Below are 15084 nucleotides of genomic sequence, written 5' to 3'. Positions count from 1 at the left end.
GCCGCTATGCACACTGCTGCCGCTGTTGCCGATTTCCGTACTTATCCGTTGATCAGCGCGCTCGGTGGCGTGCAGACCCTGGCGGATCGCGTTGCCATCGCATGGGCTGACGGTCGCGTCAGCCCGTTTCACCACGTCTGGTTACGGGATAACTGCCCATGCCCGCAGTGCGTCTACAACGTCACCCGCGAACAGGTCTTCGAGATTGTCGACGCCGCTGAAGACCTCAAGCCTGCCGCCGCGCATATTGATACCAACGGCTGCCTGCGCATCGACTGGCAGGATGGCCATCTCAGCCGTTTCGATCCGGGCTGGCTGCGCGCTCATGCCTATGACGATGAGTCCCGCGCCGAACGCCTGGTCGCCAAGCCCAAGCCCTATCTGTGGCGCAGCGATCTGCAACTGCCGGTGTTCGAATACTTGGCACTGATGAACGACAATGCCGCGCTGCTGCAATGGCTGCTCGCGATACGCGACATCGGCCTGACGCAAGTGCGCGGCGTGCCCACCGAACCCGGTTCGCTGACGCTCATCGCTCAACGCATTTCCTTCATTCGCGAAAGCAACTTCGGCGTGCTGTTCAACGTGCAATCCAAAGCCGATGCCGACAGCAATGCCTACACCGCTTTCAACCTGCCGTTGCACACCGATCTGCCCACGCGGGAGCTGCAACCGGGGCTGCAATTTCTGCATTGCCTGGTGAATGACGCTGAAGGGGGCGAAAGCATTTTTGTCGATGGTTTTGCGATTGCCGATGCGCTGCGCAGCGAAGACCCGGCCTCGTTTCAGGCCCTGTGTGAAATCCCCGTGGAATTTCGCAACAAGGATCGTCACAGCGACTATCGCTGCCTGGCGCCGATCATTGCTTTGGATGCCCTGGGTCGCGTGGCAGAAATTCGCATGGCGAACTTTCTGCGCGGGGCGTTTGATACGTCGGTGGAGCAGATGCCGTTGTTGTATCGGGCGTATCGGCGCTTTATCGCGATGACCCGCGAGCCACGGTTTCGACTGATGCAGCGGCTCAATCCGGGGGAGCTGTGGTGCTTTGATAATCGCCGCACATTGCATGCGCGCAATGCCTTCGATCCGGCCACCGGGGCGCGGCATTTTCAGGGCTGCTATATCGATCGGGATGAATTGTTGTCGCGGATTCTGGTGTTGCAGCGCTAGACCGCGTCATCGTTCTTCGCGAGCAGCAAGACACCATTCCCTGATTCACAGGCAAAAAAAACTCCGATCAAGCCGTGACAGGATCGGAGCTGAGGAGGGTACTGTTGAGGAGCTGCCAGGCGAGGGTGACCAAACCTTCGTGAAGCGAGCTTGCGCCAGTGTGCCGACTCTCTTTCGCGCCGGGTTAGCCGAAAACGACCTGTTCATAGCCGTCGCAGCCACTGCGACAAATCGCCCTTGCCGTGCCCCGGCATGGCTACCAGAATCGAGCCACGACCTCCGTTATTGAAGAAGGATGCGCGTCATGATGTATGCCGATTTGATCGATCAGGAAGATTTGTTGGGCCAGCTCAAGGCATTGGGTATTCAAGTACCTAGTGGCACTACCGCCGATCAGGCTTGCGAGTGCGCAGTGCGTGGTCTGGATAATGTTCGCGCGTTTGAACTGCGCAAGATGGTCAAGGACATGTACACCAGCGGCGCCAGTATCCAGCCCGCCGTGCGCCAGGCGATCGACAAGCAGTTGTTGCCGGCCTTGGCTGATTACCAACAGAACCACAGCGCCTGACAGGACGCCATCGCTGGCAAGCCAGCTCCCACAGGATCGGTGCGGTACACAAATGTCGTGTTCGCCCGGATCACTGTGGGAGCTGGCTTGCCAGCGATAGGGGCGACTCGGTCTACAGCCTTACACTGGCAAATGTCGATTCATTGCGCGCCTGACTCAACGCCGACATCGGTCCCGACAGCGGCGACATCACGATTGCCTGCGGCAGCGGCAGCATCGCCACTTGTTGGGTGGTGTTGGAACCTACGCGCTCGTCACGCGGCGGAATGCCGAAGTATTCGCGGTAGCACTTGGAGAAGTGCGGCGTCGAGACGAAACCACACACCGACGCCACCTCAATGATCGACATCGGCGTCTGCTTGAGCAGTTGCCGGGCGCGGATCAGGCGCAGCTTCAAGTAGTAACGCGATGGCGAGCAGTGCAGATATTTCTGGAACAGCCGCTCCAGTTGTCGACGCGACACGGCGACGTATACAGCCAGTTCGTCGAGGTCGATCGGCTCTTCGAGGTTGGCTTCCATCAGCGCGACGATTTCCTGCAGTTTCGGCTGGTTGGTGCCGAGCATGTGCTTGAGCGGCACGCGCTGGTGATCCTGTTCGTTGCGAATGCGTTCGTAGACGAACATCTCCGAGATCGCCGCGGACAGTTCCCGGCCGTGATCGCGGCTGATCAGGTGCAGCATCATGTCCAGCGGCGCGGTGCCGCCAGAGCTGGTGAAACGGTTGCGGTCGAGGGTGAACAGGCGCGTGCTCATGGCCACGCGCGGGAAGGCTTCCTGCATCGCCGCCAGACATTCCCAGTGCACGCTGCAATCGAAGCCGTCGAGCAGGCCGGCGCAGGCCAGCGCCCAACTGCCGGTGCACACGGCGCCGAGGCGCTTGGACTGACGTGCCTGGCTTTGCAGCCAGGAAACGTGTTCACGGGTCACGGTGCGCTGGATACCGATGCCGCCGCAGACAATCACGGTGTCCAGCGGCGGCGCTTTGTGCATGGACGCGTCCGGGGTGATTTGCAGACCGTCACTGGCCCACACCTGGCCGCCATCGACGGTGAGGGTGCTCCAGCGATACAGCTCGCGACCGGACAATTGGTTGGCCATGCGTAGAGGTTCTACTGCGGAGGCCAGAGAAATCAGCGTGAAATTGTCCAGCAGCAAAAAGCCGATGGATTGAGGCGCACGGTTCTGGGGTTGGGCCCCGGAGTTGAACGACGTCATCGCGGTATCTCCTCACACAAAGCGGGTGGTGGCCTCAGGCGGAGGCTCTTGTTATTGCCATCGTTCTCGCGTGAGAGACGGGCTTTGTTATGACAGAGCAATTGCCATGCCTAAAATTGGATGGCTGTTCAATAACTCCTGAAAACGACGTCGCGACGTGTCTATACGAGCGGTCCGCCCAGTGGAGTTTCGAAGTGCCATCAGCGGCAGCAAAAGCCCTGCTCCGGCAGGTGTGAGCAGATCGGTAGCACTTGTGGGAACTGGCCTGCGCGCGATTGTAGGACAGTGTCACCGCAAGCACAGGTGACGGACGGTAGGGGGTGCTGATTGCCTGTAACAGGTGGGAAAGACTCTTATCTGTTTGCGACGCGCTAAAAGGTGGCGTGATTGATTGTCCGTGTTCACTTGGTGAGCAGTTTTGACTGGTCTGACGCTATCGCGAGCAGGCTCACTCCTACATTTGAAATGCGCTCCCCTGTAGGAGTGAGCCTGCTCGCGATTGAGGCGACTCGGTCTCAGCACTCAACCGCGCTGACCGCCAGGCCACCGCGCGAGGTCTCTTTATATTTGTCATGCATGTCAGCGCCGGTATCACGCATGGTGCGGATCACCCGGTCCAGCGAGATAAAGTGCTGACCATCGCCACGCAACGCCATTTGCGCCGCGTTGATTGCCTTCACCGCCGCGATCGCATTGCGCTCGATGCACGGCACCTGCACCAGGCCACCGACCGGATCGCAGGTCAGCCCGAGGTTATGCTCCAGGCCAATCTCCGCGGCGTTGCACAACTGCTCCGGCGTGGCGCCAAGAATCTCTGCCAGCCCCGCTGCGGCCATGGCGCACGCCGAACCGACTTCGCCCTGGCAACCCACTTCGGCGCCCGAGATCGAAGCATTCTTCTTGCACAGAATCCCCACCGCTGCCGCCGCGAGGAAGTAATCGACCACGTTGGCGTCAGTCACCGCTTCGCTGAATTTCATAAAGTAGTGCAATACCGCCGGGATGATTCCCGCCGCACCATTGGTCGGTGCCGTAACCATGCGCCCGCCCGCTGCGTTTTCTTCATTCACTGCAAGGGCGAACAGGTTGACCCACTCCATCGCGCTCAGTGTCGAGCCGATCACGTTGGGCTTGTTCAATTCCTGCAGACTGCGATGCAACTTCGCCGCGCGCCGACGCACATTCAATCCGCCGGGCAGGATGCCTTCGTGCCTGAGGCCCTGCTCGACGCAATCCTGCATCGCCCGCCACAGCTTCATCAGCCCGGCGCGGATTTCTTCTTCGCTGCGCCAGACCTTTTCGTTGGCCATCATCAATTCGGCGACGCGCAAATTGTTCTGCTTGCACAGCGCCAGCAGTTCGACCGCGCTGGAAAAGTCATAAGGCAATTCGGTGCGGTCCAGATCGACCACGCCGCTGGAGGCCTGCGCTTCATCGACGACAAAGCCACCGCCGACCGAATAGTAAGTGTCGCGATGCAGTTCGCCGTGATCGCCCTCGGCAACAATCGTCATCGCATTGGGGTGGAACGGCAGGTTCTCGTCGATCAGGCGCATGTCCCGCGCCCAGACAAACGGCACCGACAAACGACCATCCAATAACAAGGTATGGGTTTCGCGCAGCGCTTGAATGCGCGGGCCGATCTGCGCCGGGTCGATCGCGTCCGGCCACTCGCCCATCAGGCCCATGATCACCGCGTTGTCGCTGCCGTGACCAATGCCCGTGGCCGACAGGGATCCGAACAATTGCACTTCTATACGACGCACCTGTTCCAACTGGTGCTTGTCCCGAAGCGACTCGACGAACAACGCCGCGGCGCGCATAGGCCCGACGGTGTGGGAACTGGAGGGGCCGATGCCGATTTTGAACAGGTCGAAAACACTGATAGCCATTGCTGCAGAGCTCCTGAGGATACCGGTCCGGGACGCAAAAGCGCCCGCTGGCGGAGCTGCTACGCTCAAGCTGCGATCCGCCGGAATGCCCGCATCATCAGGCTTTTGCCGGAGCGCACGGCGTCTGACACCGACGCACTCATGTCCACCAGCGCCGCGCCGTTTTCGCCCCGGTTTTTCGCCGTTTTTATGCGGTTCAGATGGCCATTCGGGGCGGAAAAAAGCTGTAAACGACGTCACTGACACTGGATGCGACCATCCCTGTACTGGATACGACCCCCCCTGTAGGCGTCAGATTTTCACTGGTACATGATCGTTATGACTCGATTGCAAGGCGCCGTGACAGAGCTGTCTCCAGAACGCCACCCAACCGCAACCTATAAGTGCGGTGGTCCACAGTCGGAACACTGCCAAAAAAAACACCAAGGAGTCCATCCATGAAAGGTTCCCCGTCGTTGTTGTTGGCCGCCATGCTGAGTCTGCCGTTACTGGCGCAAGCTGCAGAACCGGCGCAGTGCAGTACCGTTAACTTCTCCGATGTCGGCTGGACCGACATCACCGCGACCACCGCCACCACCTCCGTTGTCCTCAACGCCTTAGGCTACAAGACCAAGACCACCATGATCTCCGTGCCCGTGACCTACAAGTCGCTGGCCGATGGCAAGAACATGGACGTGTTCCTCGGCAACTGGATGCCGACCATGGAAAACGACATCAAGGCCTACCGCGACGCCGGCACCGTGGAAACCGTGCGCACCAACCTCAAGGGCGCCAAGTACACCCTCGCCGTGCCGCAAGCCCTGTACGACAAAGGCCTGCATGACTTCGCCGACATCGCCAAATTCAAGAAAGAACTCGACGGCAAGATTTACGGCATCGAGCCGGGCAACGACGGCAACCGGCTGATCCAGAGCATGATCGACAAGGACGCCTTCGGCCTGAAAACCGCCGGCTTCAAAGTTGTCGAATCCTCCGAGGCCGGCATGCTCTCGCAGGTCGACCGGGCGCAGAAGCGCGACACCGCCGTGGTCTTCCTCGGCTGGGCGCCGCACCCGATGAACAAGCGTTTCAAGATTCAATACCTGACCGGCGGCGATGATTTCTTCGGCCCCGATTTCGGTGCCGCGACCGTGGCGACCAACACCCGCAAGGGTTACGCCGAGGAATGCAGCAATGTCGGTCAGTTGCTGAAGAACCTGGAGTTCACCGTCGACATGGAAAGTGAACTGATGGGCAACATCCTCGACGACAAGATGAAGCCTGACGCGGCCGCCAAGGCCTGGCTGAAAAAGAATCCACAAGTGCTCGATACCTGGCTCGCTGGCGTGACCACCATTGACGGTAAACCTGGCCTGGAGGCCGTGAAAGCCAAGCTTCAGTAATCGCTTATGCCGGGTGGGTTCGCCCACCCGGGCTGTTTATTTCCTTGCATGCGGACGTTCACTACCATGCTGATTGATCAGAAAATACCTTTAGGCCAGTACATCGCGGGCTTCGTTGAATGGTTGACGCAACACGGCGCCAACACCTTCGACGCAATCGCCGTGACTCTGGAAACGATGATCCACGGCGTGACGTTTGCGCTGACCTGGTTCAACCCACTGGTCTTGATTGGCCTGATTGCCATCCTCGCCCATCTGATTCAACGCAAATGGGGCCTGACCGCGTTTGTGGTCGCCTCCTTTCTGCTGATCCTCAATCTGGGGTACTGGCAGGAGACCATGGAAACCCTCGCCCAGGTCATGTTCGCGACGCTGGTCTGCGTGGTCATCGGCGTGCCGCTGGGCATCGTCGCCGCGCACAAGCCGATGTTCTACACCATGATGCGGCCGGTACTCGATCTGATGCAGACCGTACCGACCTTCGTTTACCTCATTCCTACCCTGACCCTCTTCGGGCTGGGTGTGGTCCCGGGCCTGATCTCCACGGTGGTGTTCGCCATTGCCGCGCCGATCCGCCTGACCTACCTGGGCATCCGCGATGTCCCGCAAGAACTGATGGACGCCGGCAAGGCCTTCGGCTGCTCGCGTCGCCAACTGCTCTCAAGGATCGAACTGCCTCACGCCATGCCGAGCATCGCGGCCGGCATCACCCAGTGCATCATGCTGTCGCTGTCGATGGTGGTGATCGCCGCACTGGTAGGCGCCGACGGACTCGGCAAACCGGTGGTCAACGCACTGAACACTGCTGATATCGCCCTGGGCTTCGAAGCGGGCCTGGCGATCGTACTGCTGGCGATCATGCTCGACCGTATCTGCAAACAACCCGACGCCAAAGTAGGGGGTGACGCATGAGCATAATTCGCTTCGAAGACGTCGACGTAATCTTCTCCAAAGATCCGCGCGAAGCACTCAAGCTGCTGGATCAGGGCATGACCCGCAACGAGATCCTGAAAAAGACCGGGCAGATTGTCGGCGTGGAAAAGGCCTCGCTGGACATCAATAAAGGTGAGATCTGTGTGCTGATGGGCCTGTCCGGTTCCGGTAAGTCGAGCCTGCTGCGCTGCATCAACGGCCTTAACACGGTGAGCCGCGGCAAGCTGTTCGTCGAGCATGAAAACCGTCAGATCGACATCGCCTCCTGCACTCCGGCCGAACTGAAAATGATGCGCACCAAACGCATCGCCATGGTGTTCCAGAAGTTCGCCCTGATGCCTTGGCTGACGGTGCGCGAGAACATCAGTTTCGGCCTGGAAATGCAGGGGCGCCCGGAGAAGGAACGCAAGAAACTGGTCGACGAAAAACTCGAACTGGTCGGCCTGACCCAATGGCGCAACAAGAAGCCTGACGAGCTCTCCGGCGGCATGCAGCAGCGTGTCGGTCTGGCGCGAGCGCTGGCGATGGACGCCGACATTCTGCTGATGGACGAACCGTTCTCGGCCCTCGACCCGCTGATCCGTCAGGGCCTGCAGGATGAACTGCTGGAACTGCAACGCAAGCTGAGCAAAACCATCGTGTTCGTGAGCCACGACCTTGATGAAGCACTCAAACTGGGTAGCCGCATCGCGATCATGAAGGACGGCCGGATCATCCAGTACAGCGTGCCGGAAGAGATCGTGCTGAACCCGGCGGACGACTACGTTCGCACCTTCGTCGCGCACACCAACCCGCTCAACGTGCTCTGCGGTCGTAGCCTGATGCGCACGCTGGACAAGTGCAAACGCATCAACGGCTCGGTGTGCCTCGATCCGGGCGGCGATTCGTGGCTGGACCTTGCCGAAGGCAACACCATCAAAGGTGCGAGGCAGAATGGTTCGGTGCTGAACCTGCAGAACTGGGCACCGGGACAAGCCGTAGAGGGACTGGAGCGCAAGCCGACGCTGGTGGATTCGAACATTGGCATGCGTGATGCGCTGCAGATTCGTTATCAGACCGGCAACAAGCTGGTGCTGCACGATGACAATCATGTGGTGGGGATTCTGGGTGACAGCGAGTTGTATCACGCGTTGTTAGGCAAGAATCTCGGGTAATGCGCCAGGTGGGATAAAAAAAGGGATCGCGGTGAGCGATCCCTTTTTTATCGGGTCAGGGAAAAGCCCCTCATCGGAACGCCGCCCGCCTAGCCCTCTCCCGGAGGGAGAGGGGACCGACCGAGTTGCACGGTCAAGCTACATCGACCTGAAATATCGAGTCGAACTCAGGCTTTTAAAAGCCCCCGATCTGCTCCCTTTCCCCCTCTCCCTTGGGGAGAGGGTTGGGGTGAGGGGGCTTTTGACTTTAGCTATACACCCGGCCAAGAAGCTGCCGATGACTTTCAAACTGATCCAGCACATCCCGCGTAATCTGCTCCGGGGTGAAGCCCATCAGGTCGTAATCCTGGCTGCCGTTGTGCAGATACACTTCGGCGCGGTAGTAACGCTGGCGCGCTTCATCGGACTGGGCCGATTCGGTCGGGGTCGCCAGATAACCATCCAGGCTCACTTCGTAAACAAAAGGGTTGCCCTCTTCCATCTCGACCCGCACGCCCATGCAACGTTTGGCTTTGCCCAGCAGCGTCTGCACTTCAATCCCCTGATTACGCAATTGCGCCGCTGCATCTTCCAGCGCCGGGGTGACGTGTTTGTCCATGAAGCGCTGCACCACCGATTGGCTCGGCTGCAGATCCAGTTGCGTCAGCCGCTCGCTGAAACCGCGACGACCGCGCTCCGCCAGTTGCGCTTGCTCCTGCTCGATCTGCACGTCCTGGCGCATGGCCTTGTGCAGGCCGAACATGAAGCAGATCAACACCACCGAGAACGGCAGACCAGCCAGCACGACCATGGTTTGCATGGCTTCGAAGTTACCGGCAAACAGCAGACCGATGGTCACCAGGGTGATGACCACCGACCAGAAGATCCGCAGCCAGTGCGGCGCATCTTCGTCGACGTTACCGCCCTTGCAGGACAGATTCGCCATCATTACCGCGCCGGAGTCGGCCGGGGTCAGGAACAACACGAAACCGACAAAGATAGACACACCGATGACGACTTTCGACGCCGGGTAGTGCTCAAGCAACTGATAAATCGCCATCGATGGCTGTTCCAGCGCCGTCTTGCCCAGCTCCACCGCGCCCTGGTTCATCACCAGATCCAGCGCCGAGTTACCGAAGATCGACAGCCAGGCCAGGGTGAAACCCAGCGGAATCAGCAGCACGCCCGCCACCAGCTCACGCACGGTACGGCCACGGGAAATACGCGCGATGAACATGCCGACGAATGGCGCCCAGGAAATCCACCACGCCCAGTAGAACAGGGTCCACAGACCCAACCAGCGGTCGGACTTGGCGTTGTCGCCTTCATAGACGTACAAGTCGAACGTCTTCAGCACCACACCGTTGAGGTAGTCGCCGATGTTCTGCACGAAGCCGTTGAGCAGGTGCAAAGTCGGGCCAAACAGCAGGACGAAAATCAGCAGACCGCTGAACAGCACGATGTTCAGGTTGGACAGACGACGGATGCCGTTTTCCACGCCGGAGACGGCAGCGATAGTCGCTACGGTGCTCATCACGATGATCACGATCAACAGGTTGGTGTTGCTGTGTTCCATGCCCAACAGGTTTTCCAGACCCGACGACACTTGCAGCGAACCAATCCCCAGGTTGGTCACCAGACCCAGCAGGGTCACGAACATGCCGAAGCCGTCCACCGCGTGACCGGCCGCGCCTTTGACCCAACGCTCGCCGACCAGCGGATACAGCGCCGAACGCAGGGCCAGCGGTTGGTTATGCCGGTAAGCGAAGTACGCCACGGCCAGACCGACCAGTGCGTAGATCGCCCAGCCGTGCAGGCCCCAGTGCAGGAACGTCAGTTGCACCGCCTGACGCGCGGCCAGATTGCTGGCCGCTGCGCCTTCCGGCGGGTTGAAGTAGTGGTCCAGCGGCTCGGACGCGCCGAAGTACAACAGCGAGATCCCGATGCCCGACGAGAACAGCATCCCCGCCCAGGCGCCGTAACTGAAATCCGGGGTGTCGTCCTTGCTGCCCAGTTTGAGTTTGCCGTACGAGGAAAACGCCAGGCCCACGACAAATACCAGGTAGGCGGCGATCACCACCATGTAGTACCAGCCGAAGCTGCGCGACAACCAGGCCTGAGCGATACCCAACAGTCTGCCGGCCTCTTGCGGGGCGATGATCAGAATGGCGGTCAACAACAGAATCAGTGCGGTCGAGGTGTAAAACACCCAACCGTTGACCGTCACCTTCTCGGGCGGGGTCTTTATTAGCGAGGCAGAACTCATGGCACAAATGCTCCAGGCAGTGCGAGAGAAGAACACAAGGCAACACGGAACCCGACCAATCGGTTAGTTGGCAGCCGACCGGCGGGTGATATAAAGACACTCCGAAAAAAGCCCGAACCTGCCGAAATGGCGTTGCGTATGCGCTTTCGTGGCCGGAGGTGCCGGACGTTCATCCGAAACCTGGCCCCGAGCGTCTTGCCCTTTCAACACGTCCTTCGAATCGCAAACCGCGCCATGCCCCACGCAGGTTTCGAGCCGTTTCAGGTGTCGGTTTTTATCGTCATCACGCGTAGGAATTTTCTGTAGGCAGCGACGAATTGTCGCAGATCTTATTCTTTGTTGATTGAACGTTCAATCAAAACAAAATAGACTGGCCCTCAATCCGATCGGCGTCATTCGCCCCTCGGAAGGCCTAAGGAGATGTGCAAGATGCCCAAGGTCGGTATGCAACCCATCCGCCGCCAACAACTGATCGAAGCCACATTGCAGGCGGTCGATCAGGTCGGAATGGGGGACGCCAGCATTGCGCTGATCGCCCGTTTGGCCGGTGTCTCGAATGGCATCATCAGTCATTACTTTCAGGACAAGAACGGCCTGATCGCCGCCACGATGCGGTACCTGATGACCGCCCTCAGCGAGAGTGTCACCGCGCGCCGTCAGGCGCTGGCAGATAACAGCCCACGGGCGCATCTGCAGGTGATCATCGAAGGCAACTTCGACGCCAGCCAGGTCAATGGCCCGGCAATGAAAACCTGGCTGGCCTTTTGGGCCACCAGCATGCACCAGCCGTCTTTGCACAGGTTGCAGCGGATCAACGATCACCGTCTGTATTCCAACCTGTGCTGCCAGTTCCGCCGTGTGCTGCCGCTCGAAGATGCGCGCAGCGCCGCCCGAGGCCTGGCAGCGTTGATTGACGGTTTGTGGTTGCGCGGCGCGCTGTCGGGAGACGCTTTCGACACCGCGCAGGCACAACAGATTGCTTACGAATACATGGATTTCCAATTGGCCAAGAAGGTGAGCTAGAGCACACAGAAAACGCTCGGCCCCTGAACTCCACCGCAGCGTGATCGCGGTGGTCAACGCCAACAACCAATGCACTTGCGAGGACACTATGGCCCGTTTCGAACTGCAAAAACTTTACATCGATGGCGCGTACTCCGACGCCGGCAGCGATGCCACCTTCGAAGCCATCAACCCGGCTAACGGTGAAGTCCTCGCACTGGTGCAACGTGCGACCAAGGAAGACGTCGAGCGCGCCGTGGTCAGCGCTGAAAAGGGCCAGAAAATCTGGGCCGCGATGACCGCCATGGAGCGTTCGCGCATCCTGCGTCGCGCCGTCGACATCCTGCGCGAGCGCAACGATGAGCTGGCCGCGCTGGAAACCCTGGACACCGGCAAATCCTTCTCCGAAACCAAGTACGTTGACATCGTCACCGGCGCCGACGTGCTGGAATACTACGCAGGCCTGGTACCCGCCATCGAAGGCGAGCAGATCCCCCTGCGCGACACCTCTTTCGTTTATACCCGTCGCGAGCCGCTGGGCGTGGTCGCCGGTATCGGCGCGTGGAACTACCCGATCCAGATCGCCCTGTGGAAATCCGCGCCAGCCCTGGCGGCCGGTAACGCGATGATCTTCAAACCAAGCGAAGTCACCTCGCTGACCACCTTGAAACTGGCCGAGATCTACACCGAAGCCGGCGTTCCAAACGGTGTGTTCAACGTGCTGACCGGCAGCGGCCGTGAAGTCGGCACCTGGCTGACCGAGCACCCGCGCATCGAAAAAATCTCCTTCACCGGCGGCACCGACACCGGCAAGAAGGTGATGGCCAGCGCTTCGGCTTCGTCGCTGAAAGACGTGACCATGGAACTGGGCGGCAAGTCCCCGCTGATCATCTGCGACGACGCCGACCTCGATCGCGCCGCCGACACTGCGATGATGGCCAACTTCTACAGCTCCGGTCAGGTCTGCACCAACGGCACTCGCGTGTTCGTACCGGCGCACTTGAAAGCCGCTTTCGAAGCCAAGATCGTTGAGCGCGTTGCACGCATCCGCGTCGGCAACCCGGAAGACGAAAACACCAACTTCGGCCCGCTGGTCAGCTTCGCGCACATGGAAAGCGTGTTGGCTTACATCGCCAAGGGTAAAGAACAAGGTGCCCGCGTGCTGTGCGGTGGCGGTCGTCTGACCGACGGCGAGTTCGCCAAAGGCGCATTCGTGGCGCCAACCGTATTCACCGACTGCACCGACGACATGACCATCGTCCGTGAAGAAATCTTTGGCCCGGTCATGGCGATCCTCTCCTACGAAACCGAAGAAGAAGTCATCCGCCGCGCCAACGACACCGACTTCGGCCTGGCCGCCGGTATCGTCACCAAAGACCTGAACCGCGCCCACCGCGTGATTCATCAACTGGAAGCCGGTATCTGCTGGATCAACGCCTGGGGCGAGTCCGACGCAAAAATGCCGGTCGGCGGTTACAAGCAGTCGGGTGTTGGCCGTGAGAACGGCATCAGCTCGCTGAACAACTTCACCCGCATCAAATCGGTACAGGTCGAGCTGGGCGATTACGTCTCGGTGTTCTAAGACCCGAGATCTGTATTGCCCGCGAGGCCTCTTCGCGAGCAAGCCCGCTCCCACAAGGAGCCCGTGGCGGACACATATCCTGTGTACACCAGAGTTCAAATGTGGGAGCGGGCTTGCTCGCGAATCGAGTGCGAAGCACTCGTGAGGCCGACCTGACCACATCTAAAGAGGGTGCATTCAATGTCCCAAGAATTCGATTACATCATCATCGGTGCCGGCTCGGCCGGTAACACCCTGGCGACCCGTCTGACTGAAGACGAAGGCGTCACCGTCCTGCTGCTCGAAGCCGGTGGTCCGGATTACCGTTTCGACTTCCGCACGCAAATGCCAGCCGCTCTGGCGTTCCCGCTGCAGGGTCGTCGTTACAACTGGGCGTACGAAACCGATCCAGAGCCACACATGGACGGTCGCCGGATGGAATGCGGTCGCGGCAAAGGCCTCGGTGGTTCGTCGCTGATCAACGGCATGTGCTACATCCGTGGTAACGCGATGGACTACGACGGCTGGGCGAAACTGCCCGGCCTGGAAGACTGGTCGTACCTCGACTGCCTGCCGTACTTCCGCAAAGCCGAAACCCGCGACATCGGCCCGAACGATTACCACGGTGGCGAAGGTCCGGTCAGCGTGACCACGCCGAAAGCGGGCAACAACCCGCTGTTCCACGCCATGGTTGAAGCCGGCGTACAGGCCGGTTACCCGCGCACCGAAGACTTGAACGGTTACCAGCAGGAAGGCTTCGGCCCGATGGACCGCACCGTGACGCCAAACGGCCGCCGTGCTTCCACCGCCCGTGGTTACCTCGACATCGCCAAGAAGCGCTCGACCCTGACCATCGTCACCCACGCCCTGACTGACAAGATTCTGTTTGAAGGCAAGCGTGCGGTCGGCGTGCGTTACCTGATCGGCGACGCTGAAGAGCGCGTTGAAGCCAAGGCACGCAAGGAAGTCCTGCTGTGCTCCGGCGCCATCGCTTCGCCGCAGATTCTGCAGCGTTCCGGTGTCGGCCCGGCGAAACTGCTGGAAAGCCTCGACATCCCGGTCGTTCACGATCTGCCAGGCGTCGGCGAAAACCTCCAGGATCACCTTGAGCTGTACCTGCAATACGCCTGCACCCAGCCGGTTTCGCTGTACCCGTCGTTGCTCTGGTACAACCAGCCGGCCATCGGTGCCGAGTGGCTGTTCAACGGCACCGGTATCGGCGCCAGCAACCAGTTCGAAGCCGGCGGTTTCATTCGTTCGCGTCCGGAATTCGAGTGGCCGAACATCCAGTACCACTTCCTGCCGGTGGCAATTAACTACAACGGCAGCAACGGTGTGAAAGAGCACGGCTTCCAGGCGCACATGGGCTCCATGCGTTCGCCGAGCCGTGGCCGCATCCAGCTGAAGTCCAAGGATCCGCGCCAGCACCCGAGCATCCTGTTCAACTACATGGCCACCGAGCAGGACTGGCAGGAATTCCGCGACGGCATCCGCCTGACCCGCGAAATCATGCAACAGCCGGCACTGGATGCTTTCCGTGGCCGCGAAATCAGCCCGGGCATCGACGTGCAAACCGATGAGCAACTGGACAAGTTCATCCGCGAGCACGCCGAAACCGCGTTCCACCCGTCCTGCTCGTGCAAGATGGGCACCGACGAGATGGCGGTAGTGGATGGCGAAGGTCGCGTGCACGGCATGCAGAGCCTGCGTGTGGTCGATGCTTCGATCATGCCGATCATCACCACCGGCAACCTCAATGCGCCGACGATCATGATCGCCGAGAAAATCGCCGACAAGATCCGTGGCCGCAAGCCATTGCCGCGTAGCAATGCAGCGTACTACGTGGCTGGCGGTGCGCCGGTGAAGGGCAAGCCGATGCGTGATATCACCCCTGTTGCTCAGTAAGACGTAATACCGAGGCGCGGCCTTCGCGAGCAAGCCCGCTCCCACATTGGATCCCG

11 protein-coding genes are annotated in these 15084 nt (G+C 60.1%); 8 read left to right on the top strand and 3 right to left on the bottom strand.

The genetic code is table 11. From position 1 onward, the window contains the following. The first annotated feature begins 6 nt into the window (after nucleotides 1-6). Both ACM6IV_RS15555 and ACM6IV_RS15550 read left to right on the top strand, forming a co-directional pair. A complete protein-coding gene (locus ACM6IV_RS15555) occupies nucleotides 7-1170 on the top strand; it encodes a gamma-butyrobetaine dioxygenase (RefSeq protein ID WP_414870657.1) in 1164 nt (387 codons plus the stop codon). Nucleotides 1171-1474: 304 nt separating this feature from the next. Beyond that, nucleotides 1475-1738 (top strand): hypothetical protein, encoded by a 264-nt coding sequence (locus tag ACM6IV_RS15550; RefSeq protein WP_414870656.1) that lies wholly within the window; start codon nucleotides 1475-1477, stop codon nucleotides 1736-1738. Nucleotides 1739-1850: 112 nt separating this feature from the next. Here ACM6IV_RS15550 and ACM6IV_RS15545 read toward each other — a convergent pair whose 3' ends face one another. Then, nucleotides 1851-2954, bottom strand: coding sequence for a GlxA family transcriptional regulator (locus tag ACM6IV_RS15545; RefSeq protein WP_007949927.1), 1104 nt, complete (start codon nucleotides 2952-2954; stop codon nucleotides 1851-1853). Between the two features lie 515 nt (nucleotides 2955-3469). Continuing rightward, nucleotides 3470-4846 carry an L-serine ammonia-lyase gene (locus tag ACM6IV_RS15540; RefSeq protein WP_414870655.1) on the bottom strand — a complete coding sequence of 459 codons (1377 nt, stop codon included), beginning with the start codon at nucleotides 4844-4846 and terminating at the stop codon, nucleotides 3470-3472. A 437-nt stretch (nucleotides 4847-5283) separates the two neighbouring features. Between ACM6IV_RS15540 and ACM6IV_RS15535 the strand changes: the two genes are divergently transcribed. The 3 genes from ACM6IV_RS15535 (at nucleotide 5284) to choV (ending at nucleotide 8315) form a co-directional block, all read left to right on the top strand. Further along, a complete protein-coding gene (locus ACM6IV_RS15535) occupies nucleotides 5284-6228 on the top strand; it encodes a choline ABC transporter substrate-binding protein (RefSeq protein ID WP_007918300.1) in 945 nt (314 codons plus the stop codon). Nucleotides 6229-6294: 66 nt separating this feature from the next. Then, nucleotides 6295-7140: a choline ABC transporter permease subunit gene (gene choW / locus ACM6IV_RS15530; protein WP_414870654.1), complete on the top strand. Its 846-nt coding sequence runs from the start codon at nucleotides 6295-6297 to the stop codon at nucleotides 7138-7140. Next, nucleotides 7137-8315: a choline ABC transporter ATP-binding protein gene (gene choV / locus ACM6IV_RS15525; RefSeq protein ID WP_007918297.1), complete on the top strand. Its 1179-nt coding sequence runs from the start codon at nucleotides 7137-7139 to the stop codon at nucleotides 8313-8315. The genes choW and choV overlap by 4 nt, the downstream gene beginning before the upstream one ends. A 247-nt stretch (nucleotides 8316-8562) precedes the next feature. Here the strand turns inward: choV and ACM6IV_RS15520 are convergent, their stop codons facing one another. Further along, a complete protein-coding gene (locus ACM6IV_RS15520; RefSeq protein WP_414870765.1) occupies nucleotides 8563-10503 on the bottom strand; it encodes a BCCT family transporter in 1941 nt (646 codons plus the stop codon). A gap of 486 nt (nucleotides 10504-10989) precedes the next feature. Here ACM6IV_RS15520 and betI point away from each other — a divergent pair, with 486 nt between their 5' ends. The 3 genes from betI (at nucleotide 10990) to betA (ending at nucleotide 15028) form a co-directional block, all read left to right on the top strand. Next, the gene (betI, locus tag ACM6IV_RS15515; protein ID WP_414870653.1) at nucleotides 10990-11583 is read left to right on the top strand and encodes a transcriptional regulator BetI; all 594 of its coding nucleotides are present in this window, start codon (nucleotides 10990-10992) and stop codon (nucleotides 11581-11583) included. 88 nt (nucleotides 11584-11671) lie between these two features. After that, nucleotides 11672-13144, top strand: a complete 1473-nt coding sequence (gene betB / locus ACM6IV_RS15510) for a betaine-aldehyde dehydrogenase (RefSeq protein WP_414870652.1) — start codon at nucleotides 11672-11674, stop codon at nucleotides 13142-13144. 180 nt (nucleotides 13145-13324) lie between these two features. Further along, nucleotides 13325-15028 (top strand): choline dehydrogenase, encoded by a 1704-nt coding sequence (gene betA / locus ACM6IV_RS15505; protein ID WP_414870651.1) that lies wholly within the window; start codon nucleotides 13325-13327, stop codon nucleotides 15026-15028. The last annotated feature ends 56 nt before the right edge of the window (nucleotides 15029-15084 follow it).

It is taken from the genome of Pseudomonas sp. IT-347P (assembly GCF_949768005.1).
Taxonomy (GTDB): Bacteria; Pseudomonadota; Gammaproteobacteria; order Pseudomonadales; family Pseudomonadaceae; genus Aquipseudomonas.
The sequence above is the reverse complement of the archived record's forward strand: the minus strand, read 5'-3'. Positions and strand labels throughout refer to the sequence as shown.